This is a genomic window from Pseudomonas shirazensis (assembly GCF_050496565.1).
Taxonomy (GTDB): Bacteria; Pseudomonadota; Gammaproteobacteria; order Pseudomonadales; family Pseudomonadaceae; genus Aquipseudomonas; species Aquipseudomonas shirazensis_A.
On record NZ_JBNWAE010000006.1, the window covers coordinates 294654 to 318844 of the forward strand.

Here is a 24191-nt window from a genome sequence, read left to right on the forward strand (position 1 = left end):
CAAAACGAGCAAGGGCCGCCCGCCAGGTTCAGTCTGGAGGGTGGCCCTAGCTCGTTGTATCAAGCGACGCGATGTTCGTCTTTGATCAGTTTTTTCTGCGCCTGCATGGCTTCGCCCAATTGCTCCAGGGTCGCCTTGTCGAGCAATTCCTTGGCCCGCGGGAACATGTCCGACTCTTCCTCTTCGATGTGATGCTCGAGCAGCTCCTTGAGCACCTTCATCCGCCCGGAAAACTCCAGGGTATCGGGTGGCGTCTTGAGCAGGTCAGGCAATACCAGCGCGTCAACCGTGCGGTGCTCCTCCTTGGCCTCGTGGTACATCTTGACGTCCTCCTTGTCGCCAGCCTGGGTCAGCGCAGGGTAGAAGATCTCTTCTTCGATGGTGGTATGCGCCTGCAGCTCCAGCTCGATCCGCGCCAACAGCTCGGTGCGTTTCTTCAATGCCCGTTCAGTGGTGTTGGACAGCTCTTCGAGCAGCTTTTTCACTGTCTTGTGGTCATCTTCCAGCAGTTCGATAGCGTTCATTCAGCACCTCGTCAGTACCCGGTTGAAATCACGGCGTTGCGTAGGATTGAGTTGCTCGTGTTCGTCCAGGTTCCATACGTTTGCCAAGCGGCAAACGCTGCTGAAAAAAATCTCGGCATGGATGATAGGTTTTCTCATTCCCATTCGACTTACTCAGCGAAGGGCAGATAAGCCCGCCTGCCACCCACAACGAGACTTCACGCCATGACCGCCCCTTTCCCGCTTGGCCGCCTCAGCGCCAGCCTGCGCAGCGCCCTGCTCTTTTCTACCCTGCTTGGGCTGGGCGTAGCCATGCCCGCCCAGGCTGCTGACAGCAGCGTGCGCGACTACCACATCAAGGCCGGCGATCTGGGCGCTGCACTGACCCGTTTTGCTGCTGAAAGCGGCGTGGTGCTGTCGTTCGACCCGGCCCTGACACGCGGCCAGGCCACCTCTGGGCTGGACGGCAGTTTCGCTGCTGATCAGGGCCTACAACGGCTGTTGCTCAATTCCGGCCTGCAAGCGGTGCGCGAGAGCGACGGGCGTTACTCGCTGCAACCGATCGCACAGGACGGCGCGGCCCTGGAGCTGGGCGCGACCGAAGTGATCTCCAACCAGCTGGGTACCGTCAGCGAAGGCACCGGCTCGTACACCCCAGGCTCAATCGCCACCGCCACCCGGCTGGTACTGACCCCGCGCCAGACACCACAGTCGATCACCGTGGTCACCCGCCAGCACATGGACGACTTCGGTCTCAACAGCGTCGACGACGTCATGCGTCACACTCCAGGCATCACCGTTTCGGCCTTCGACAGCGATCGCAGCAATTACTACGCACGCGGCTTTTCGATCAACAACTTCCAGTACGACGGCATCCCCTCGACCGCACGTAACGTCGGCTATTCAGCCGGCAACACCCTCAGCGACATGGCCATCTACGACCGCGTCGAGGTGCTCAAGGGCGCCACTGGCCTGCTCACTGGCGCAGGCTCACTGGGCGCGACCATCAACCTGGTGCGCAAAAAACCCACGGCCGAGTTCCAGGGCCACGCCACACTCGGTGCAGGCTCGTGGGACAACTACCGCAGCGAGCTCGACGTCAGCGGCCCGCTCAACGACAGCGGCAACGTGCGCGGGCGAGCAGTAGCGGCCTATCAGGACAAGCACTCGTTCATGGACCGCTACTCGCGCAAGACCCCGGTGTACTACGGCATCCTCGAGTTCGACCTGTCGCCAGACACTTTGCTCACCGTCGGCGGCGACTATCAGGACAGCTTGCCCAAGGCCTCGTCGTGGTCAGGCAGCTTCCCCCTGCTGAACGCCCAGGGCCAGCGCAACAACATCTCCCGCTCGTTCAACAATGCGGCTGACTGGAGCAGCTGGGAGCAGTACACCCGCACCGTGTTCGCCATGCTCGAGCACAACTTCGACAACGGCTGGGTGAGCAAGCTGCAGGTCGACCACAAGATCAACGGCTACCATGCGGTGATGGGCACCATCCAGGGCACCACGCCGAATGCCGACGGCACCTCGGCGATCGTCCCTGGCAAGTTCACCGGCGAAACCGTCAGCGACTCGGCCGACCTGTATGCCTCCGGTCCGTTCAGCCTGTTTGGCCGTGAACACGAACTGGTGGTCGGCGGCTCCATCGCCCACTCCAACTGGGACGGCAAGGGCTACTGGAACTACACCCTGCGCGAGCCCAACGTAGTCGACTTCAACAACTGGCACGGCAATATTGCCGAGCCAGACTGGGGCAGGCCTTCGCAGCGCACCGACGATACCGTGCGCCAGACCGGCGCCTACTTCACCACCCGGCTGAACATCACCGACGACCTGAAAGTGCTGCTCGGCGGTCGGGTGGTCAACTACACCATCAGTGGCCTCGATCCAACCTATAAAGAGAGCGGCCGCTTCGTGCCCTACGTCGGCGCCATCTATGACCTCAACGACACGTACTCGGTGTACGCCAGCTACACCGACATCTTCATGCCGCAGGAAGCCTTCAACCGCGACCGCGACAACAAGATGCTCGAGCCGGACGAAGGCCAGAACTACGAGATCGGCCTCAAGGCCGAGTTTCTCGACGGTCGCCTGAACGCCAGCGCCGCCTACTTCGAAGTGCATGAGGACAACCGCTCGATCTCCGATGACGAATACAACGACCGCGTCCCTACCCCGAACAACTATGCCTTCAAGGGCACCCAGGCAGTCACCAAGGGTTACGAGATCGAAGCGTCCGGCGAGCTTGCGCCGGGTTGGCAGGTCCAGGCTGGCTACACCCACAAGATCGTGCGTGATGACAACAACCTGAAGATTTCCACCTTCGAGCCGGAAGATCAGGTCACCCTGTACACCAGCTACAAGCTGACCGGTGCACTCGACAAGCTGACCATCGGCGGCGGCGCGCGCTGGCAGAGCGTAGCCTGGCAGGACATCTACAACACGCCACAAGCGCGCTACGAAGAGTTTTCGCAGAAGGCCTACTGGCTGGTCGATGCCATGGCCCGTTACCAGTTCACCAAACAGCTGTCGGCGACCGTCAACGCCAACAATCTGTTCGACAAGACCTACTACACCAACCTCGGCTTCTACAAAGCAGGCGCTTATGGCGAGCCGCGCAACTACATGCTGACCACCCGCTGGGACTTCTGACTGCGACCTGAGCACATGGCGCCCGCAACGGGCGCCCTTGCAGCAGGCTGCCGTCGGTCGCCCAAGCATGAGCCTGCTTGCACCCTTGCATGATGCAGACTAATAGTTAAAGCATCTGCCTGGGGAGGCGCTCAACATGCAGCCGCGTTTTGTGGTGATTCCAGCTGTGCCAAAAGAAAAACCGTGCCCTCAGCACGGTATTCGGTTTTATACAGGGGCTGTCTGCAGCGGCTTCAACCTGTACGACAACGTTGAAAAGCTGCGATTGCAACTGACCTTCAATCAGCGGGCTGAGGCTGAAGCGGAGTGCTCGCGGCTTAACGTCAGTGCGCCCGGCTGAAACACTCAGGGCTTGCCAGGCAGCGTTCCGGGCTCGTTCTGACTGCGCCAGCGCTGCAGGTTGTGCATGACCCACTGCACAGGCAACGGGCCGGCGGCCACCTCTTGCATGCTCGCCGCCAACCGCTGGCGCAGCTCGGCCACGTTGCATGGCGCATTATGCGACATTGCCAGGTATAACCCCTCGCCCGACACTGGCGGTTCGAGCATCTGCAGCTTTTGTTCCACGCCTAGCGTGCGCGCCAGTGCCATGCCGGGATAGCGTTCGAACAGCACGTAGTCGTTGCGTTTGTGCAGTAGCTTCTCGAACGCCTGATGGGCGCTGGGTACGGCTTCCAGATTGAGATTGGCGTTGGCGAAGTCATCGAATGCCTGCCCATGGCTGTTGTTGACCAGAGTGCCGCCGCTGCGACCCTTCAGATCATCCCAGCTGGCGTAGGCAAAGCCGTCATCGCGGCGCACCCAGACCACGCTGGCGGTGGTGAGAAAGGCCGGTTTGATGAAGTCCATGGTCTCCTCACGTGCGCGCGTGATGAAAAGCCCAGCGAGCAAATCGATACGGCCGTTGCGCACCTGCTCCTGCGCCCGCGACCACGGCCCGCTGTAGACCACGGTGATGTCGATGCCCAGTTGCCTGGCCGCATGCTGGAGCAGATCGACGTTGGCGCCGATCAGTAGCGTCGGGTTGGCGGGGTCGCGCCACAGATACGGTGGGTATTCCGGGTTACCGGTAGCGGTCAGGTGCCGGCAGTCGTCCGCTGCCATCGCAGCCATCGGCAGCAGCAGAATCAGCGACAACAGGCAGCACCGCCAGCGACAGCGTTCGAGCATTGGCGACCCTCGGCAAGGATGACGGCGCGTCTGCCCGAGCAACCCATCAGACTGACCACGCCCCGTCAGTCTGGCCCAGAATTGCCCGGGCGCCAATGCGTGCGTGGCGGGTTTGCATGCCGCAAGTCAATCGGTGGCAACAATCCCGTCTAATCCCGTCAGTAGGTGGCTCGGCCGCCACTGAGGTCGAACACGAAGCCGGTCGTGAAGCTGCACTCAGGGCCGGCGATCCAGGTGACCATGTTGGCGATTTCTTCGGCCTTGAGGAACCGCCCCATGGGGATCTTGGCCTTGCTCGCGTCGATGTGCTCTTGGGTCATCTCGGCCATCAGCGGCGTCTCGACCATGGCCGGCGCCACGCAGTTGAGCAGCACGCCGTCCTGGGCCAGCTCCTTGGCTGCGGCCTTGGTGAAGGCGATCACACCCGCCTTGGCCGCCGAATAGCCAGAGATGTACTGCACGCCGTCCTTGCCGGCCATCGAGGCGATATTGACGATGCGCCCATAGCCGCGTTCGCGCATATGCGGGATGACCGTGCGGCAGCAATAAAACACCCCGTTCAGGTCAATCGCGATGACCTTGTCCCAGGCTTCTACCGGATAATCCCAGGACGGCAGCACCGGCCCGTTGATCCCGGCGTTGTTGACCAGAATATCGACCTGGGCCAGCTGCGCGATCAGTTCGGCAAAGGCTGCCTCGACCGAGGCCAGCGAGGCGACATCGACGGCCTGGCGCAATACCGGCTCGAAGCCAGCGGCCGCAGTGTCCCAGTCATCCACAGCAAGGTCCCAGATAACGATACGGGCACCTTCGGCATGCAGCCGGCGAGCGATGGCGAGGCCGATGCCGCGCATGCCACCGGTCACGATCGCGGTTTGTCCTTCGAGGTGCAGGCTCACAGTGTTGCTCCTTGATTGGGGTAACAAAAGGCGATGGGCTCAGTTCAGGCGAAACCGAACAGCCGCCGTGGGGTGTCCCACATGATCTCGCGGCGCAGCTGCGGGTCTGGCATCAGCCGCTCGGCAAGCTTGAGCAGCGGGCCGTAGTCGATCCGCGAGGGCTGACGAATGAACGGCCAGTCCGAGCCCCACACGCAGGCGTGTGGGCCGAATGCCTCGATCAAGGCCTGCACATAGGCATGGCTCTGGGCGTGCAAGGCATCGGCTGCGGCAAACTTCTGCATACCCGACAGCTTGACGCTGGCACGCCCGGAGCGCGCCAGCTTGAGCAACGCCTGAAAGCCCGGCTGCCCTACCCCGGCCGCCGCGTTGGGCCGGCCACAGTGGTCGATCAGCAAGCGCACCGGGCTGCGTTCGAGCAGCCCGTGCAGCGCCAGCAACTGGTCATCACACACCTGAATCTGGGCAAACATGCCCAGCTCGGCCAGCTTGGCAAGACGTGCTTCGGCTCCCTCCATGGTTTGCAGGCCGTACAGCGCCGGGTTGAAGGCAACCCCAACCACGCCTTGGGCCTGCAGCGCAGCCAAGGCGTCGAGGCTGATGGCGTTATCGACCACCGCAATGCCCTTGAAACGGCCCTGACCGGCTGCCAATGCCGCCAACAGGCAACGGTTGTCGGTGTGGTAGCCACTGTTGGGGCCGACCAGCAAGGCATTGCATACGCCGTAGGCAGCCATGACCTCTTCCCACTGCGTCAGCGTGGCCACTTCCTGGCCGGAGGGCGCATACGGCGCATCGGGGTGATAGGGGTAAGCTGCTGGGTCAAACAAATGGTTATGGCAATCGATCTTTGGCTCGTCGAAAATGCTCATCTGTTTCTCCTTCGAGACGCCGCGGCGCGGGCCTGAAAATCTTGGTATTGTCGCCTCTAACATACTTGAAATTGCGTTTGGTTCGGGTACGTCGGGGGCGCTTCGCACCCCTTTCCGACCGGTCCGGCGCCCCGGCAAGGCCGCTCCTACAAAAAACCGCGCACTAGCGGCTTTCGCGGTCCCTGTAGGAGCGGCCTTGTGTCGCGAAAGGGCTGCAAAGCAGCCCCAACGTACTTCGACCAGAAGCAAGTTCTGAAGACGCTGAAAAACTGATTCGAACAATACTGCGTAGCGCCCACCAGCGCTCATACCCAGATGAGCAAAACCATAACCAAAGGTAATGCCAATGCCCTCAGACGGACCGCCCGCAGCCCCCATGCTGTTCAAGCTGCGGCACATGGAAGTGTTCCGCGCCGTGATGCTGACCGGCTCGATCAGCGCCGCCGCCAAGCTGCTGTACGTCTCGCAACCGGCGGTGAGCAAGTTGATCGGCTACATCGAAGGGCGTCTGGGTTACCGCTTGTTCGAGCGAGCCAACAATCGGCTGGTGCCGACTGGCGAGGCGCAGGTGCTCTATCGTGAGGTCGAGCGCGTGTACCAGGCGGCGTTGGTGGTCAACGACTGTGCGCTGGCACTGGCCAGCGGTGCCCAGCGCACCTTGCGCCTGTGCTGCAGTGCCTCGCTGTCGACCGTAGTGATCCCGGCAGCGCTGGCCCAGCTCAAGCGCGAGACACCGGCGCTGAGCATTGAATGGCAGACCACGCTCATGGTCGAGATGGCCAATCAGATCCTGTCGAAAAAGGTCGACCTGGCCATCGCCGCCCTGCCGCTGCTGCACGACCACCTGCACTCCGTGCCGTTCATGCGCGGGCGCATGGTTGCGCTGATGCCGTTTGACCACCCGTTGGCGCATCACCCATCCCTGTCATTGCGCCAACTGCAGGGCCATCCCTTGCTGCTGTTCCGCCCGGACATGGCATTCGGTCAATTGCTCGGCGAGGCCTTCAGCCGTTGCGGCGTGCAGCTTGATTCGCTGTTGTCGTTCACCAATGCAGTGGAGGCCGTGGCACTGGTCAAGCAAGGCATGGGCATGACCATCATCGATGAGTTCGTCGCCCAGGACAGCGGCCTCAAGACTGTGCCGCTAAGTGATGAGATCAGCTTCGATATCAGCTTTGTCTATTCGCGCTTCGAGCCACCGGCCCAGGCCACGCTGCAGTTGATGCGCATCCTGCAGGAGCAGGCGATGCACATGGGCCGGGCGATCGAGCCCGCCGAACCGGCACTCACCTGAACTACGAGCGATAGCGCATCGCTTCGACAAAGGCGGTAAACGCTGGTGAGGACTGGCGCCGATTCGGATAATAAAGGTGAAAGCCCTGAAAGTACGGGCACCAGTCCGCCAGCACTTCCTGCAAACGCCCTTCGGCGATCAGTGGCGCCGCCAGCGCGTACGGCACGTAGCCCAGGCCGATACCGTCAACCGCGCTGTTGAGCACGTGCATGATGCTGTTGACCACCAACTGGCCCTCGCCCTTCACGGTAAAGGCCTGGCCATCCTTCTCGAACTCCCACGCATAGATCGATCCGGCAGGCCGATGGCGGATATTCAGGCACTGGTGCTCGGTCAACTGGTGCGGCGTCTGCGGTATGCCATGAATGGCGAAATACGCGGGTGAAGCAACCACTGCAAGGCGCCAGTCAGGGCTGATGCGCACGGCGATCATGTCCTTGCTGATCGACTCGCCCATTCTGATCCCGGCGTCGAAGCGCTGCTCGACCACGTTGGTGAAGCCGTAGTCGACCATCAGCTCCAGGGTGATATCGGGATAGGCCTGCAGAAAGGCCTTCAGCTTGGGCCGGATGTACAGGTCGATGGCGTCATCGGTACAGGTGATACGCAGGGTCCCGGCAGGCTTGTCGCGCAGCTCGCCGAGCGCCTCGACTTGCTCGGCAATCTGCTCGAACAGCGGCGCCAGCGACTGCAGCAAGCGCTGCCCGGCCTCGGTGGGCGAGACGTTACGGGTAGTCCTGGCCAGCAGCCGCACGCCCAGACGCTGCTCCAACGCACGCATCGCATGGCTCAGCGCCGACGGCGTGACGCCCAGCTGGGCCGCTGCCTTGGTAAAGCTCTGTTCCTGGGCGACAGCGATAAACGCCTGCAGGTCATTGATCTTGGCGTGCTTCATTGCTGAGATTTTCTCACAACCACATTCAGATTCCCTCTACTAATCAGCAGACGCTTTCTCAGTCAAGATTTAAAGCAAGACAAAGTACGTCAGCTGCGTTGTCCTTCTTCAGCAAAACGGAACCTATTATGTCCAGCCCAACCATCGAGGCCTCGCCGGGTATTGACCGCAGCGAGGGCCGGAGCAGCGCGCCCGCTTATTGGAGCGGCATCTTTGCCATGACCCTGTGCGTGTTCGCACTGATCGCCTCCGAGTTCATGCCGGTAAGCCTGCTGACGCCACTCGCTCGCGACCTGGGTGTCAGTGAAGGTCTGGCCGGCTACGGCATCGCCATTTCTGGCGCTTTTGCGGTGCTGACCAGCCTGACCATCGCCAGGCTGGCCGGGTCGCTCGACCGCAAGACCTTACTGCTGCTATTGACCGCACTGATGTGTGTATCGGGGCTGATTGTCGGCTCGGCAAGCAATTACAGCGTCTACATGATTGGCCGCGCCCTGATCGGCGTGGTCATCGGCGGCTTCTGGTCGATGTCCGCCGCGCTCGCCATACGTATGGTGCCCAAAGCCAGCGTGCCCAAGGCCCTGGCCATCTTCAACAGTGGCAATGCTCTGGCGATGGTAATCGCGGCGCCACTGGGCAGCTATCTGGGTGGAATCATCGGCTGGCGCGGGGCGTTCTACTGTTTGGTGCCGGTGGCATTGATCGCGCTGGTCTGGCAGTGGTTCAGCCTGCCATCGATGCAGGCGCAGCGCCGGGCTGGACAGTCCGCCGGTATTTTTGCGTTGTTCAAAAAGCCCATCGTGGCGCTAGGCATGCTCGCCGTTGGCGTATTCTTCATGGGCCAGTTCATGCTGTTCACCTACGTGCGACCCTTTCTGGAAAGCGTCAGCCAGGTGAATGTGACTACCTTGTCGATGATCCTGCTCGGCCTGGGCGTCGCGGGCTTCATCGGCACGGTGCTGATCGGTGCTTTCCTCAAACGCAGCCTGTACCGGCCTTTGATCGTCATCCCGCTGTTGATGGCGGTCATCGCCGTGGGCCTGGTGGTATTCGGCACCTCAGTACCAGCGGTATTCGCCCTGCTCGCCCTGTGGGGCCTGTTTGCCACTGCCGCACCGGTCGGCTGGTGGGCCTGGCTGGCAGACTCGTTGCCCAAAGATGCCGAAGCGGGCGGCGGCCTGATGGTGGCGGTGATCCAATTGTCCATCGCACTTGGCTCAACCGCAGGCGGGGTACTGTTCGACAGCAGTGGTTATCGGCTGACATTCTTCGCCAGCGCCGCACTGCTGGTGATTTCAGCGCTGCTGACCCTGCGCGCCGCTCGGGCCAGCGCCTGAATCAAACACAGATCGGCTTGAACCTCTGCCGTGCTGGCCTGCTCAGAAAACCATTACTTGAGGAGATCATCATGACCCAGACAGCATTGGTAGTCGGCGCAAGCGGCATCGTCGGCAGCGCCATCACCCAGCTTTTGCTCGACAACCACTGGCAGGTGGCAGCGCTCTCACGTTCACCAGCGGCGGCGCCAGGGATCATCCCGGTGGCCGCAGACCTGCAAGACCCCGCCTCGCTACAGGTAGCCCTGGCCGACATCAAGCCCACCCACGTGTTCATCACCACCTGGTCGCGCCAGGCCAGCGAAGCGGAGAACATCCGCGTCAACGGCGCCATGGTGCGCAATGTGCTCGCCGCACTGCGCCCTGCAGGCAGCGTCAAGCACGTCGCTCTGGTCACCGGCCTGAAACACTACCTTGGCCCCTTCGAGGCCTATGGCAAGGGCAGCCTGCCGCAGACGCCGTTTCGAGAAGAACAAGGCCGGCTGGATGTCGAGAACTTCTACTACGCCCAGGAAGACGAGCTGTTTGCCGCTGCCGAGCGCGACGGTTTCAGCTGGAGCGTGCACCGCCCGCACACTGTCACCGGCGTGGCCGTCGGCAATGCGATGAACATGGCAACTACCCTCGCCGTGTATGCCAGCATCTGCAAGCACAGCGGCCGCCCGTTCGTGTTCCCAGGTTCGCGCGTGCAGTGGCAGAGCCTCACCGACATGACCGACGCCCGCCAGCTCGCGAAGCAGCAACTGTGGGCGGCGACCACCCCTGCAGCCGCCAACCAGGCGTTCAACATCACCAATGGCGATGTGTTCCGCTGGCAGTGGATGTGGGGCCAGATCGCCGAGTACTTCGGCCTGACACCCGCGCCCTTCCCCGAGTCGCCGGCGCCGCTGGAGGCGCAGATGGCCGATGACCAGCCGCTGTGGAGCCAGATCGTCGCCGAGCATGGCCTCAAGGAAGCCGACATCAGCCGCCTGATCTCGCCTTGGCACACCGATGCCGACCTCGGCCGGCCGATCGAAGTCGTGACCGACATGAGCAAGAGCCGCCTGCTGGGCTTCAGCGCCTACCAGGCTAGTGACCGGGCGTTCTTCGAGGTGTTTGATCAGTTGCGTGAGGCACGTTTGATTCCGTGAGGCTTATGCTTCAATCGCTCTGTGCGCCGGCCATCCGGCGCACACGCGCGAGCCGAAATCGCGATATCATGCCGGCGTCCACTCGCCGGTAGAAAGCACATGAACCGCCAGAAAAAACTGCAACAGCTGTTCAAGGCCAAGGCGCAAAAAGCCAATGCCAAACTCGCCCCGAAAAAACCCAAGTACATCTGCAAGGCTGACCGTCTGAAAGCCGCTGCCGAGGCTGCGCAGGCAGAAACTACCAGCCCAGAGTGAAGCCTGTAGACCGTCTCAGCACCTGCGCATAACCATGACTTGGCGCAATATTGCCAGTGACGGCAGCGTTAACATTCAAGGATCTGGCGTAAGCGCAGCCCTCAACTGCCGCGTCAGCAGTCAGGCTCAAGGGCCAAGGCAGCGATATGAAGCGCTCTCGAATCATGCGACGCGGGCTGTTCTGGAGCGTCGTCGCGGTTGTGGTTCCGTTCCTGTTGACCGGACTCACTGGCTGGGCATTGACCCTCAATGCGGCCCAGCACCGCCTCAACAGCCTGGCCCAGATTGCCTCCGAGCGCGCCAGCGTCACCTTCAAGCAAGCCTCCGAAGCGCTCAAGAGTATCGCTCTGACCGACCTTGAACCGTGTTCCCCGGCAAGCCTGGAACACATGCGTCTGGTCGCGATGAATACCTTTTCGGTCGAGTCGATCGGTTATGAAGAAGACGTGTTCGCCTGCACCTCGGCAGGCACGCCAGCGGCCAGCGCCAAGCACTGGCCGGAAGACTTCACTCTCGAAGACGGCGTCAAGGTATCGATCGATGTGCACGCTGACGGTGAGTCGGTCAAGCCAATGCTGGCCCTGCAGTACGCGGCGTTCAACGTGCTGGTCGACCCCGAGCAATTTCGTGAAGTGGAACTGGATGAGGGTATCCGCCTGGCTGTAGGCACGCGCCAAGGCCGCCTGCTCGGGCCCGGCAATCCCAACCTGGCGCACTTTCTTGCGTTGGTTCACCAAGGGCCAAGCCACGGTCTGAAAGACGGCTTTCTATACAGCCTGGTGCCACAAGGCAAATTCATGGTGGTGGCCGTGCTGCCGCGTCATGAACTACTGCGCAGCCTGTTGAAGTATCAACTGTACCTGCTGCCCTTCGGTGCGCTGCTCAGTGCCGGTTTGTTGTGGCTGGTAGTCGGCGCCTGGCGCCGTCAGCTGACCCCGCTGGCGGCCCTTGAGCGGGCAGTGCGCCGGCGCGAGTTCGTGGTGCACTACCAGCCCATCATCGAACTCGCCAGCCGCCGCTGTATCGGCGCTGAGGCGCTGGTGCGCTGGCAGAAACCAAACGGCAAGCTGGTGGGCCCGGATCAGTTCATAGCGCTGGCTGAAGACAGCGGCATGATCGGGCCGATCACTGATCAGGTCATCGCCCTGATCATGCGCGACCTCGGCAGCCTGCTGGCGGCAGACCGTAGCCTGCACGTCTCGCTCAACCTGGCGGCGGCAGACATCTGCTCGGGGCGTTTTCTGCCGGTGTTGCAAGGCGAACTGCGGCGCGCCGATGTCCTGCCAGCGCAGATCTGGCTGGAGGTCACCGAGCGTGGCTTCGTCGACCCGCAACTGGCTCGCGTAACTATCGAAAAGGCACGTACCGCAGGTCATCTGATAGCGCTGGATGACTTCGGTACCGGCTACTCCAGCTTGCAGTACCTGCAGCAGCTGTCGCTGGACGCGCTGAAGATCGACAAATCGTTTGTCGACAAGATCAACACCAGCGCAGGCACTGTGTCGCTGGTTTCGCACGTCATCGACATGGGCCGCGCCTTGCAGTTGCAGCTGATTGCCGAAGGGGTCGAGACGGAAGAGCAACTGAACTACCTGCAAGCGCAGCGAGTCGAGTATGCCCAGGGCTGGTTTTTTGCCAAGGCCATGCCGTGCGAAGACTTCAAGCACTACTATCAGAGCGCACGCACCAGCCAGCTGGTGCACTGAAAGCCTGCGACATCGACGACATTGACATCTACCGAGAAATGTTTTGTAACAGACTCGGTAGGTTGCTATGCTTCTTTCTACCCGTGATGTCCAAATCAGGCCAAATGACGCCCTCGAGAGGGTCGGTCATGCAAGCCACTCGACTGCCAGTCTTCATACAAGAGCAGCGCCCAATTCAGTCTCCTCATCCTTCGTAGAGCCGTTTTTGCTGTAGCGCCTGACCAGGCACGCTGAAAGATAGCGCTATCTCATCTGAGACTACCGCGGCTTCTACAGGTAACGGATTACCGGATACATCTCGGGTTCCTCGTGAATAGTCATAGGTGAACCCGCATGCTGATTGCCACGCAAACATCGCGAAGAAAGTTTCTGCTGTCCTCGCTGATCGCCTTGCCCGCCATGGGCATTGCCCTCAACGGCCTGAGCGCCGTTGCCGCCGCCGAGCTGGCCGCGCCGAGCCTGGACAGCTACACGCCGATCTTTTTCACCGCAGCCGAATGGACCTTCGTCCTGGCTGCCTGCGACCGCTTGATCCCTGCTGATGGCCGCGGCCCCGGTGCGCTGGAGACCAACGTGCCGATCTTCATCGACCAGCAGCTGGCCGGTGATCTGGGCAGCGAGGTGTACCTGGAAGGCCCGTTCGACGTCAACGCGCCGGCCACCCTCGGCTACCAACTGCCGTTTACGCCACAGCAGATCTACCGCCAAGGCATCGCCGCGCTCGAAGGCTGGTGCCAGGCCAAATACGGCCAGCACTTCGCCCTGCTGGCCCTGAGCGATCGCGAGCAAGTGCTCAAGCAGATGCAGAACGGCCAGGTCGACTTTGCCGCCCACGGTGAGCCTGTACTCAAGGCCAAGCTGCTGTTCAGCGAACTGCTCAACATCACCCGCCAGGGCTGGCTTGCCGACCCGATCTACGGCGGCAACAAAGGCATGAAGGCGTGGATTGCGATCGGCTTCCCCGGCGCGCGTGCCAGCTACCTGGAATGGGTAGCCCAGCACAACGTCCCCTACCCGCTCGGCCCGGTCAGCCTGACCGGCCAGCGCGGTTGAACCCTTCGCCAAGCGACAGAGCATTCAAGGTTACCTATGCCAAACATTACCAATGACGAAGTCGATGTAGTCGTGGTCGGCCTCGGTTGGGCCGGCTCGCTGATGAGCATCGAGCTCGCCCAGGCCGGCCTCAAGGTGCGCGCCCTGGAACGTGGCGAAGACCGCAGCAATGCCGACTTCACCTACCCCAAGCCCGCCGACCAGTACGCTTACGGCGTGCGCAACAAGATCATGGTCACGCCCAAGGACGGCGCCCTCACCGTGCGCCACAACATGCACAGCACCGCCCTGCCGACTCGCCAGTGGGGCGCGTTCGTGCCCGGCACCGGCGTCGGCGGCTCGGGCCTGCACTGGACCGGCGTGCTGATCCGGCCAACGCCGACCGACATCAAGCTCAAGACCTATGCCGACCAGGCCTACAAACCCGGCGTACTGGGTGAAGGCATGCAAATCCAGGACTACCCGTTCACCTGGGACGAAATCGAGCCGTACCTGGATAAATTCGACAAGATCTGCGGCCTGTCGGGCAACACCGGCAACCTGCAGGGGCGCATCATCGAAGGCGGCGATCCGTTCGAAGGGCCACGCTCCAGCCCCTTCCCGCTGCCGGCGCTGGAAGACACGCTGAACAACACGATGTTCGCCGAGGCCGCGCGCAAGCTGGGCTATCACCCCTTCCCCAACCCCTCGGCGAACGTGTCGCGGGCCTGGAAAAACCCTTACGGCAACCAGATAGCGCCGTGCAACTACTGCGGTTATTGCAGCAAATACCCGTGCCTGAACTACTCCAAGGCCTCGCCGCAAACCGCGGTGATGGACGCGCTCAAGCGCATGGACAACTTCGATTACCGCACCAACGCCAATGTCCTGCGGGTTGAGCTGCACGCCGACGGCAAGACCGCCAAGGGCGTGACCTATGCCGATGGCCAGGGCAACGAAGTGTTCCAGCCGGCCAAAATCGTCGTGCTGGCGGGCTTCCAGTTCGTCAACGTGCGCCTGATGCTGCTGTCGGGCATCGGCCAGCCGTACAGCCCGCTGACCGGCAAGGGCACCATTGGCCGCAACTATGCCTTCCTCAGCGTTGGCGGCAGCACGCTGTTCTTCAAGGACAAGACCTTCAACCCGTTCGCCACCGCCGGCGCCACCGGGCAGATGTTCAACGACATCTCGCCAGGCAACTTCGACGGCCCGGCACTGGGCGTGATCGGCGGCGCCAAGATCCACAGCTCGCAGGCTACCGGCACGCCGATCGGCACTGCCCTGCCCGCCGGCACCCCCGAGTGGGGCCAGGGCTGGAAAGAAGGCATGCAGGACTGGTACGGCCATTCGATGAAGGTCAGCATCTCCACCGGCTGCATGTCCTATCGCGAGCACTACCTGGACCTCGACCCGACCTACAAGGACCCGTGGGGCCAGCCACTGTTGCGGATCACCTTCGACTGGAAGCCCAACGAGCTGAAACTGCAGCAGCACCTGCGCGGCATCGTTGGCGACATCACCAAAGAGCTCAACCCCGACAGCGTCAGCGAAAGCTACCTGGACATGGATTCACACTGGGACATCACCAAGTACGTCTCCACCCACAACGTCGGCGGCGCAATCATGGGCGATTCGCCCGAGACCAGCGCGCTCAACCGTTACTTGCAGAGCTGGGACGTGCATAACGTGTTCGTCCCGGGCGGCAACGCCTTCCCGCAGAACTTCCAGGCCAACCCAACCGCGTTGATCGGCGCATTGACCCTGTTCGCCGCCCAGGCGATCAAGGACCAGTACCTGAAAAACCCTGGCCCGCTGGTGCAGGCATGAGGAGCGCTTCGATGAAATCGACCCTGATCCGTCTGCTCCTGCTCGCAGCCCTGCTGGCAGTGTTGGCCTGGGCCGTGAGCCTGTGGCTGAACCGCTCCGGCGACGCCAGCGCGCAGATGCCACAGCCGATCACCACGCAACTGATCGACAAGGGCGCCTACCTGGCCCGAGTTGGCGACTGCGTGGCCTGCCACACCAGCCACGATGGCGGCAAGGCGTTCGCCGGCGGCCTGGGCATTGCCTCGCCAATCGGCACCATCTATTCCACCAACATCACCCCCGACCGCAAGACCGGTATCGGCGACTGGAGCTACGGTGAGTTCGAGCGGGCCATGCGCCGCGGTATCGGCCATGACGGCAGCGCGCTGTATCCGGCGATGCCTTACCCGTCCTACGCCAAGGTCAGCGACGCCGACCTGCAGGCGCTGTATGCCTACTTCATGAAGGGCGTAGCGCCAGTCGAACAGGCCAACAAAGCCAACGGCATTGCCTGGCCGCTGTCGATCCGTTGGCCGCTGGCGTACTGGCGCGCGCTGTTCTCGCCTACTCCCGAAGCCGCTATGGCCGACGCCGTCAGCGTTGACGATGCGCAGCTGCAGCGCGGCGCTTACTTGGTTCAGGGCCTCGGCCACTGCGGCTCATGCCACACGCCACGGGCACTGACCATGCAGGAGCGAGGCCTGGATGAGCGCACCGGCAGCTACCTGAGCGGCGCTGAACTCAACGGCTGGGCGGTACCGGCGCTGCGCGGCATGCCGCATTGGAGCGAGCAGCAGATCGTCGATTACCTGGGCAGCGGGCGCAACAGCATCGCCGCCGTGGCGGGCGAGATGAAGGATGTGGTCGCCAACAGTACCTCGCACATGAGCGACGAGGACCTGCTCGCAATGGCCGCTTACCTGAAATCGCTGGAGGGTACCGGCAAGGGGGAGTACCAGCACGCACCACAACGCAGCCAGGCCACCATCGCCAAACTGACGGCGGCCAAGGATCTGGATCTGGGGCAGCGGCTGTACCTGGACAACTGTGGCGCCTGCCACTTTGTCACAGGCCAGGGCGCCGAGCAGGTGTTCCCGCGGCTCGACGGCGCCTCGGTGGTCAATGCCGAGAACCCGTCGGCGCTGATCCAGGTGATCCTGGCAGGTGCCATGACGCCTTCCACCGAACGTGCCCCTTCGGTGCTGCCGATGCCCGGCTTCGCCGAGCGTATGGACGATGCTGAGGTGGCCGCGCTGGCGAGCTTCCTGCGCCATGGCTGGTCGAACCAGGCATCGAAGGTGACTGCGGCACAGGTGCATGACGTGCGCGCCGCGCTGCAGCATCACTGAGTTCGCCTAGCTGAAACTATCGCGGGCCGCCGTGGCCCGCGATAGCCACTTGCTCAGTTCTGCAAACCTTCATACCACTGTGCATAAGGCGTGTTGCTGACCTTGTGCCGATTGAAGTCGGCACTGCCATCATCCCACCACACCGGGCCGCGTTCGCCCAAAGCTACCTTGGCCGCCTGCACGCCCGCTCTAGCCTCGCGCAACGCCTCTGCATCCGCACTGCCCTTGGCCGCTTTGACAGCCCGTCGAGCAGTCATCAGCTCATTCACCAGACGTTGCCGCTCTGGCTCGGCCAGGTTGGGATTGGAGCAGCGCCAGAGCACCCCATCGATCACGAAATAACGACCATCAGGTGTGGTTGGCGCGGCCATCAATCGGCCTCTTCTGGCTCGATCGGATCGATATTTTCCTCTTCCTCAACCATCTCGGTATGGCCATGGTTGGCAGGCTTTTTCGGGTCGTTGATGAACGGCAAACCGCTGGGTCCCTGCTCTTCCAAACCTTCCGTTGCTGGGTTCATGGTCAGTACCTCTCCAGTGATCAATGAGTAGCGTTAGAGACCCGCGCGCCAGCCAACGTTCAACCCTGACGCACGAACAGGCGCCGGTCGCGGGCCCAGACAATGGCCTCGCTGCGGCTGTGCACATCGAGCTTGGAGTACACCGTCGCCACGTGGTTGCGCACGGTGTTGGGCGCCAGCTTGAGCCGCGCGGCGATTTCCTTGTCGGCCAGGCCTTCGCAGATCAGCCCCAGCACCTCGCGCTCGCGTGCGGTCAGGTCGGTCACCGACGCCGGCGGGAACTGGCGGGTGTTGAGGTTCTTGGCGTTGGCCAGTTTTTCGATCAGGGTCTGGCTGAACCAGGACGCATCGTGCATCACCGCCTCGATGGCTTCCACCAGCTCAAGCTCGGAGCGTTTGCGCTCGGTGATGTCCATCACCACCAGCAGGTAGCACGGCGAGTCCTGCAGGCTGACGGTGTCGGCGGCGAGCACGCAGTCGATGATCTCGCCGCCCTTCTTGCGCAACTTCAAGTCCAGGCCCTCGATGCGTCCGGACTTTTCCAGCAAGTCAAACAACTGCGTGCTCACCTCGCGGCCTTCGACCACATCCAGCTCATCAACGGTACGGCCGATCAGCTCCTGCGCGGTGTAGCCCAGGGTCGCCAGAAACGCCTCATTGGCGTCCACCACCTGCTGGCGGTCCGCACTGCACACCAGGGTCGGCACCGGGTTCAGGCGAAACGCCTTGGCGAAGCGCTCTTCACTCTGGCGCAGCGCGGTTTCGGCCTTGCGCCGTGGCTCAAGGTCGGTAAAGGAAAACAGCATGCAGTCTTCCTCGTGCATGTCCAATGGCTGGCCGGCAACGATCACCAGCTTGCTGCCGCCCTCAGGCAGGCGCAATTCGGCCTGCATCTGCGGAATGGTGCCGCCACTGGTCAAGCGCTCGATGGCTAGGTCCTTGCGCTCGGCATTTTCCAGCACGTCGACCTCGTACACCGAGCGGCCGATGACGTTCTCCCGGGTGTGCCCGGTCATCTCCAGAAAGCCCTGATTGACCTTGATGAAACGCAGGTCGCTCAAGCGGCAGATCACCGCCGGTGCCGGGTTGGCGTTGAAAGTCTTCTCGAAACGCTGCTCGGCACTGGCCCACTGGGTGGCATCGGCGATGATCAGCACCAGTGACTCCGGGGCGCCTTTGCTGTCTTCCAGAACCATGCTGCGAATGCGCTGCACGCGCATGCGCTCTTCCTCATCGCCTACCCGCAGTACCTCAACCAGCACATCGCTGAACACGTCACCGGCGGCGACCCGGCTGATCGGGTACTGCTCGGTCTCCAGCGGATGGTTGTTGCGATAGCGCAAGGCAAACCGCTCGCGGTATTCCTCGGCGTTGCCGCCCAGCTCGCTGATCTCGTTGACCCCGTGCATCTGCAGGGCAGCTTCGTTGGCCCAGAGGATGGTCTGGTCGACCTCGACCAGGATCACCCCATCGGACAACCCGGAGATGATCTGCTGCAACTGGCGGCGGTTGGTTTCTCGGGCAAGCACAGCGTCGCTCATGGGTCGATCTCCAGTGGGTCAAGGCGCACCCGGGTTAGAAGCACGCCGTGGCAAAAGGTGCCCGCCCAGCTTAGTGCATCGCCTGCCCGCGCAGATTAGTGCGAATGCACCAGATCGGGGGGTGCAGATGCGTCATTACAGGCCTTGGACGCCTGGGCAAACTCAAATCACGGTCCACCCGCGGGTGACTGAATTGGAATCTGCCTTGCTGAGGATGCATAGAGATGACTGACACGACTGACGCTTACGCAACCACTACCGCAGTGCCTGCCCAGCCATTGCGGGTATCGTGGAGCTCGGTGTTCGCCGGTGGTGCAATTGCCCTGGTAACTTATCTGCTGTTGAGCGTGCTCGGTACCGCGATCGGTGCTGGGGCGGTTGACCCACTCGAAGCCGGCAACCCCCTGCGCGGGTTCGGCACCGGTGCCGGCATCTGGTTGTTCGCCAGCACCCTGCTTGCAGTAGCCGCTGGCGCTTGGGTGGCAGGCCGCACGGCCCCCACTCGCGGTGGCCTGCATGGCCTGTTGAGCTGGACCATCACCACCCTGCTCACCACCTGGCTGCTGGCCTCGCTGGCCACCGGTGTGGTCGGCACCGCTGGCAACATCGCGGGCAAGGGCTTGTCGCTGGCCGCTGATGGCGTAGCCGCTGCAGCGCCAGGTGTTGGCCAGAGCATCAAGCAGCAGCTCGACAAGAACGGCATCAGCCTGGACTGGGACAGCCTCAAGACCGAGCTGGACAAAACCCTGCAGCAGTCTGGCAAAGCAGCCCTGGCGCCGAACAATGTTGACCAAAGCGCTGCCCAGCTGAGCGCCGAAACCGAACAGGCTGCGACCACCGTCGCCAATGACCCGACCCAGGCCATGGAGCAACTGCAGCAGTGGTTCGACCGCATCAAGCAGGCTGGCGACCCAGCGCTGAGCGCCGCTGACAAGGATGCCCTGGTCAACATCGTTGCTGCGCGCACCGGCAAGAGCCGCGAAGAAGCCCAGCAGGTAGTCGACAACTATGCCCGCGCCTACCAGCAGGCTGCAGAGAAAGTCGAAGCACTCAAGCAACAGGCTGAGCAGCAAGCCCGCGAAGCAGCTGATGTAGCGGCCAAGAACCTGTCCAAAGCAGCCTGGGGCACCTTGATCACCCTGCTTATCAGTGGCGCGCTGAGCTTTGCTATCGGTCGCTTTGCGCTGACCAGCCGTAACCGCCAGATCGCAACGCTGCTCTGATTGATCGGTAACGCAGATGAAACCGACTTTATTTTCGGCAGGAGGTGCAACTGTTGAAAGCGGCAAGCGGTCATTAAAGGTGTCGACGACACACACATACTATTGAGCTAGGAGAACGTCCATGAGCGGTACTTCTGACAAAATCAAAGGCATGGCCAACGAAGCTGTTGGTAAAGTAAAACAAGTCGTTGGCAAGGCCACCGACAACACTGAACTGGAAGTCAAAGGCAAGGTTCAGGAGAAGAAAGGTGAAGCCCAGCAAGTAGTAGGCGATGTGAAGAACGCAGTGGACAAACACTGATAGTGTCGCCAACGTAACCCAGAACGGTCGTCCTCGGACGGCCGTTTTTTGCGTTTCCGAGGTAGTCGATGAATGTTATTCCCGCGCTCGCCGCCCCTGCCAATGCACTGATCTGCGGCGCCAGCCAAGGCATTGGCCTGGCTCTGTGTCAAAGCCTGCTCGCCCGCTCTGACGTCGAGCGGGTATACGCGGTAGCGCGGCACGCCAGCACCAGCGCTGAGCTGGAGGCATTGGCCCAGGAGCATGGCCAACGCCTGCTGCGGTTTGACTGCGATGCCCGCGATGAGCAGGCGCTGGCGCAGTTGGCACGCGAAGTTGGCGCGAGCTGCCAACACTTGCACCTGGTGATCAGCACCCTCGGCATCCTTCAGCGAGACGGGGCTCGCGCCGAAAAGAGCCTTGCGCAACTCGACCTCAGTGGCCTGCAAGCTACATTCGCGACCAATGCCTTTGCGCCTGTATTGCTGCTCAAGCACTTGCTGCCACTACTGCGCAAGCAAGCGGCAACTTTCGTTGCGCTGTCGGCACGGGTCGGTTCGATCGACGACAACCAGCTTGGCGGCTGGTACAGCTACCGCGCCAGCAAAGCCGCCCTCAATCAACTGCTACGCACCGCCAGCATCGAACTACGCCGAATCAACCCAGCATCCACCGTATTGCTGGTGCACCCTGGCACCACTGACACGCAGTTGTCCCGGCCCTTTCAGGCCAATGTACCCGCCGAGCAGCTGTTCACCGCTGCGTTTGCCGCCCAGCGCATCCTCGACCTGGCACGCCAGCATGGGCCCGAGCAAAGCGGTAGTTTCTGGGCCTGGAATGGCAAACCGATCAGTTGGTAAGCCATGAACTGCGCCAACCGATAGACAGTTCATCGGGAACTGCCCGCCACTGCTCATCCTCGAGTTCACGCAGCCGATAGCCTCCATGAGCCCTTTCGAGCAGCGTAATCCATGTCCAACAGCTCTTCTAATGCTGTCAGCCCTTCCAGCGTACGGTTGGCCAGTGCGCCTCTTTTCAAGTTCGTTGCGCTGCTCGCTGGCGTATTTTTGCTCGCCGGCATTTCGCTGGTCTATCTTGCGCGAGATCTTGACCGCACCGAGCAGGAAAAAAACGCCTTCTACGTACGCAAGGCGGTGCAGTCGCTGGAAAAATCCTTGGCCGTAACGGTTCAGGATTATGCCTTCTGGGGCGATGCCTACCGCCATTTGCACGCCGAGGTCGACACCGACTGGGCCTATATCAACCAGAATATCGGCCCGACGCTGTACGACGACTTCGGCTTTCAGGGGCTGTTCGTGGTCAATGACGAGAACCGCACGGTGTATTCGGTTATCGATGGCAAACTGCGCAGTGATGAGGCCAGCGACTGGCTGCGTCAGCCCATTGCCGGTATCGCCGACGCAGCCCGTGCCGGTGCCGAGGGGCAAACCTCCGTTACCCGCTATATAAACGTCGGCGGTGCGCCCGCAGTGATTGCCGCAGCGGCCATCACCCCAGGCACCGATCCCACTGTCACGCCAGACAACCGAGCACCCTCGGTGCTGATCTTTGTCGATGTGCTGGAGCCGGAAAAGCTGGCCGCCCTGGGTACCGACTTCGGTGTAGCTCAGCTGCGTGTGGCAAGCCCCGGCCAGCACTCCGCCGACAGTGTGGTAACCCTGGCCGATGAGGGCGGCACCCTGCAATGGACGCCAGCTCAGCCGGGTTGGCGCCTGCTGGCCGGTGGCCTGCCGCTGATCGGCCTGGCCGCCTTGCTGGTGGCGCTGATGACCTGGGTGATCCTGCGCCGCACCACCGCCGCCGCGCAGGCGCTGGACGCCAGCATTGCGTCACTGAAACGCAGTCAGGCCGCCCTTGCCACCAGCGAAGCGCGCTTTCGCGATGTTGCCGAAGCCAGCTCCGACTGGATCTGGGAGGTCGACGCGACCCTGCGCTTCACTTACCTGTCCGAGCGCTTCCAATGCGTGACCGGACTGTCCAGCGACACCTGGCTGGGCGCCCACATCGATAACCTGCTGACCACCGAAATGGGTCTGCTATCGCAGTGGCTGAGCATTCCCAACCGCCGCCCCGAGATCAGTGTGCAATGCCGCTACCTGGATGCCCGCGGCCAAGCACGGATTACCCGCCTGTCAGCACGCACCTTGCCCGACGGCGGCGTGCGCGGCACCGCTACTGATGTGACCGAAGAAGTCGAAGCGCGCCGGCGTATCGAGTTCCTGTCTCAACACGATGCCTTGACCGGCCTGCCCAACCGCACCCGCCTGCAGGCCTTCCTCGACGGCAAGCTGAAGGCCCAGCCTACTGTCGAACAGCCGCTGGTGATGCTCTGCCTGGACCTGGACCGTTTCAAACCGGTGAACGACCTGCTCGGCCATGCCGCCGGTGATCGGGTACTTAATGAAGTGTCCAGTCGCCTGGCCGATTGCGTGCGCCATGCCGACCTGGTGGCGCGGGTGGGCGGCGACGAGTTTGTCCTGATCGTGACCGATGTCAGCTCCCAGGAAGAAGTCGAGACCCTGTGCCGGCGGCTGATCGCCTCCATCGAAATGCCGATTGCGATCGAAGACCAGGAGGTGTTCATCAGTGCCAGCATCGGCATCGCCATGGCCCCGCACGATGCCTGCGAGGCGACCGCACTGCTGCGCTATGCCGACATCGCTTTGTATGAAGCCAAGAGCGGCGGGCGCAATACCTGGCGCTTCTATGCCGGCGACATGAACGCACGGATCATCGAGCGCCGGCGCCTGGAAAGCGACCTGCGCCAGGCGATCAAGAACGGCGAGCTGGAGCTGCACTTCCAGCCCCGCTACCGCATCGCCGACGGCCAGATGGTCGGCGCCGAGGCGCTGGTGCGCTGGCAGCATCCGCAACGCGGGCAGATCGCGCCGGATGTGTTCGTGCCGATTGCCGAAGAGTCCGGGTTGATCCTGGCGTTGAGCAACTGGGTGCTCGAACAGGCTTGCTGCAATGCCGCCAACTGGCCGTCGCAGTTGTTCGTGTCGGTCAACCTGTCGCCAACCGAATTCAAACGCGGCAACCTGATCGAGCGGATCCAGCATGTACTGACCGCCAGCAACATCGCCCCTGCTCGGCTTGAGCTGGAAATCACCGAAGGGGTCATGCTCGAGGACGCTGCGGGTGCGTTGGAGATCATGCGTACGCTCAAACGCCTGGGCGTGCGCATTGCTTTGGATGATTTTGGTACGGGGTATTCGTCGTTGAGCTATCTGCGCGCGTTTCCTTTCGATGGCTTGAAGATCGACCGAAGCTTTCTGAGTCGGTTGGACCAAAGCGACAGCAACAACGAAAGTGACCAGGCGATCATTCAAGCCATCGTTGGCTTGGGCCGAGCGTTGTCTCTCACGGTTACCGCTGAAGGCGTGGAAACTGCGGATCATTTGAAATTGCTGCAGGCGGTGGCTTGTGATGAGGGTCAGGGGTATTTCCTGAGTCGGCCATTGGGCAGTGATGCGTTCAGGGCCTTGTCTGCGATTGCCGGAAGGGTAGATGTTTGAGGCGCCAGGGTGGGCTTATCCATTATTTGTGGTGATAGCGCTGCCCCTTTCGTCCTTACGGCCATCCCTATCAAGGTCTTCGGAATTAATTCTCGACTTGAGTCTGCCGGGGCCGCTTCGCGGCCCTTTCGCGACACAAGGCCGCTCCTACATTCGACCGCGTTGCCTTGGCGTTGCGCAGT

The 24191-nt window shown here is 62.1% G+C and carries 22 protein-coding genes; 14 read left to right on the forward strand and 8 right to left on the reverse strand.

Features of this window, described 5'->3' with window-relative positions:
* Nucleotides 1-59: 59 nt before the first annotated feature.
* Entirely contained in the window at nt 60-524 is a 465-nt protein-coding gene (locus ACQZ2L_RS11675; RefSeq protein WP_430326158.1) for a hemerythrin domain-containing protein, read from the reverse strand.
* A gap of 204 nt (nt 525-728) precedes the next feature.
* Here ACQZ2L_RS11675 and ACQZ2L_RS11680 point away from each other — a divergent pair, with 204 nt between their 5' ends.
* Nucleotides 729-3158, forward strand: coding sequence for a TonB-dependent siderophore receptor (locus ACQZ2L_RS11680; protein ID WP_430326159.1), 2430 nt, complete (start codon nt 729-731; stop codon nt 3156-3158).
* 136 nt (nt 3159-3294) lie between these two features.
* The gene (locus tag ACQZ2L_RS11685; protein WP_314872463.1) at nt 3295-3498 is read left to right on the forward strand and encodes a hypothetical protein; all 204 of its coding nucleotides are present in this window, start codon (nt 3295-3297) and stop codon (nt 3496-3498) included.
* A gap of 5 nt (nt 3499-3503) precedes the next feature.
* Here ACQZ2L_RS11685 and ACQZ2L_RS11690 read toward each other — a convergent pair whose 3' ends face one another.
* The 3 genes from ACQZ2L_RS11690 to ACQZ2L_RS11700 all read right to left on the reverse strand — a co-directional run bounded on the left by ACQZ2L_RS11690 (nt 3504) and on the right by ACQZ2L_RS11700 (nt 6099).
* Nucleotides 3504-4328, reverse strand: coding sequence for a substrate-binding periplasmic protein (locus ACQZ2L_RS11690; RefSeq protein ID WP_430326160.1), 825 nt, complete (start codon nt 4326-4328; stop codon nt 3504-3506).
* A gap of 158 nt (nt 4329-4486) precedes the next feature.
* Complete coding sequence (locus tag ACQZ2L_RS11695; protein ID WP_430326161.1) at nt 4487-5227, reverse strand: SDR family NAD(P)-dependent oxidoreductase; 741 nt, start codon at nt 5225-5227, stop codon at nt 4487-4489.
* A gap of 44 nt (nt 5228-5271) precedes the next feature.
* Nucleotides 5272-6099, reverse strand: a complete 828-nt coding sequence (locus ACQZ2L_RS11700; protein WP_430326162.1) for an amidohydrolase family protein — start codon at nt 6097-6099, stop codon at nt 5272-5274.
* Between the two features lie 340 nt (nt 6100-6439).
* Between ACQZ2L_RS11700 and ACQZ2L_RS11705 the strand changes: the two genes are divergently transcribed.
* On the forward strand, nt 6440-7393 hold the full coding sequence (locus ACQZ2L_RS11705) for a LysR family transcriptional regulator (protein ID WP_430326163.1): 954 nt from the start codon (nt 6440-6442) through the stop codon (nt 7391-7393).
* 1 nt (nt 7394) lies between these two features.
* Here ACQZ2L_RS11705 and ACQZ2L_RS11710 read toward each other — a convergent pair whose 3' ends face one another.
* On the reverse strand, nt 7395-8288 hold the full coding sequence (locus tag ACQZ2L_RS11710) for a LysR family transcriptional regulator (protein ID WP_430326164.1): 894 nt from the start codon (nt 8286-8288) through the stop codon (nt 7395-7397).
* 128 nt (nt 8289-8416) lie between these two features.
* On the opposite strand from ACQZ2L_RS11710, the gene ACQZ2L_RS11715 reads away from it, so the two are divergent.
* The 7 genes from ACQZ2L_RS11715 (at nt 8417) to ACQZ2L_RS11745 (ending at nt 16906) form a co-directional block, all read left to right on the forward strand.
* On the forward strand, nt 8417-9625 hold the full coding sequence (locus ACQZ2L_RS11715; RefSeq protein ID WP_430326165.1) for an MFS transporter: 1209 nt from the start codon (nt 8417-8419) through the stop codon (nt 9623-9625).
* Between the two features lie 71 nt (nt 9626-9696).
* Nucleotides 9697-10758: an SDR family oxidoreductase gene (locus ACQZ2L_RS11720; protein ID WP_430326166.1), complete on the forward strand. Its 1062-nt coding sequence runs from the start codon at nt 9697-9699 to the stop codon at nt 10756-10758.
* 99 nt (nt 10759-10857) lie between these two features.
* Nucleotides 10858-11013 carry a DUF2986 domain-containing protein gene (locus ACQZ2L_RS11725; protein WP_314872449.1) on the forward strand — a complete coding sequence of 52 codons (156 nt, stop codon included), beginning with the start codon at nt 10858-10860 and terminating at the stop codon, nt 11011-11013.
* Between the two features lie 146 nt (nt 11014-11159).
* On the forward strand, nt 11160-12719 hold the full coding sequence (locus ACQZ2L_RS11730; protein ID WP_430326167.1) for an EAL domain-containing protein: 1560 nt from the start codon (nt 11160-11162) through the stop codon (nt 12717-12719).
* 333 nt (nt 12720-13052) lie between these two features.
* Entirely contained in the window at nt 13053-13772 is a 720-nt protein-coding gene (locus tag ACQZ2L_RS11735) for a gluconate 2-dehydrogenase subunit 3 family protein (RefSeq protein WP_430326168.1), read from the forward strand.
* 36 nt (nt 13773-13808) lie between these two features.
* Nucleotides 13809-15578, forward strand: a complete 1770-nt coding sequence (locus tag ACQZ2L_RS11740; RefSeq protein WP_430326169.1) for a GMC family oxidoreductase — start codon at nt 13809-13811, stop codon at nt 15576-15578.
* Between the two features lie 11 nt (nt 15579-15589).
* Nucleotides 15590-16906, forward strand: a complete 1317-nt coding sequence (locus ACQZ2L_RS11745; protein ID WP_430326170.1) for a c-type cytochrome — start codon at nt 15590-15592, stop codon at nt 16904-16906.
* A 53-nt stretch (nt 16907-16959) separates the two neighbouring features.
* Here ACQZ2L_RS11745 and ACQZ2L_RS11750 read toward each other — a convergent pair whose 3' ends face one another.
* From ACQZ2L_RS11750 to ACQZ2L_RS11760, 3 genes are read right to left on the reverse strand one after another with little or no spacing between them, the layout of a single operon-like run.
* Entirely contained in the window at nt 16960-17277 is a 318-nt protein-coding gene (locus ACQZ2L_RS11750; protein ID WP_430326171.1) for a hypothetical protein, read from the reverse strand.
* Nucleotides 17277-17426, reverse strand: coding sequence for a hypothetical protein (locus tag ACQZ2L_RS11755; protein WP_430326172.1), 150 nt, complete (start codon nt 17424-17426; stop codon nt 17277-17279). The genes ACQZ2L_RS11750 and ACQZ2L_RS11755 overlap by 1 nt, the downstream gene beginning before the upstream one ends.
* 59 nt (nt 17427-17485) lie before the next feature.
* Complete coding sequence (locus tag ACQZ2L_RS11760; RefSeq protein WP_430326173.1) at nt 17486-18967, reverse strand: helix-turn-helix transcriptional regulator; 1482 nt, start codon at nt 18965-18967, stop codon at nt 17486-17488.
* A 224-nt stretch (nt 18968-19191) separates the two neighbouring features.
* Between ACQZ2L_RS11760 and ACQZ2L_RS11765 the strand changes: the two genes are divergently transcribed.
* The 4 genes from ACQZ2L_RS11765 to ACQZ2L_RS11780 all read left to right on the forward strand — a co-directional run bounded on the left by ACQZ2L_RS11765 (nt 19192) and on the right by ACQZ2L_RS11780 (nt 24009).
* Nucleotides 19192-20190, forward strand: a complete 999-nt coding sequence (locus ACQZ2L_RS11765) for a hypothetical protein (RefSeq protein WP_430326174.1) — start codon at nt 19192-19194, stop codon at nt 20188-20190.
* Nucleotides 20191-20311: 121 nt separating this feature from the next.
* Entirely contained in the window at nt 20312-20491 is a 180-nt protein-coding gene (locus ACQZ2L_RS11770; protein ID WP_430326175.1) for a CsbD family protein, read from the forward strand.
* A gap of 68 nt (nt 20492-20559) precedes the next feature.
* Nucleotides 20560-21330 carry an SDR family NAD(P)-dependent oxidoreductase gene (locus ACQZ2L_RS11775; RefSeq protein WP_430326176.1) on the forward strand — a complete coding sequence of 257 codons (771 nt, stop codon included), beginning with the start codon at nt 20560-20562 and terminating at the stop codon, nt 21328-21330.
* A gap of 111 nt (nt 21331-21441) precedes the next feature.
* Nucleotides 21442-24009 carry a bifunctional diguanylate cyclase/phosphodiesterase gene (locus ACQZ2L_RS11780; protein WP_430326177.1) on the forward strand — a complete coding sequence of 856 codons (2568 nt, stop codon included), beginning with the start codon at nt 21442-21444 and terminating at the stop codon, nt 24007-24009.
* Nucleotides 24010-24191 lie beyond the last annotated feature (182 nt).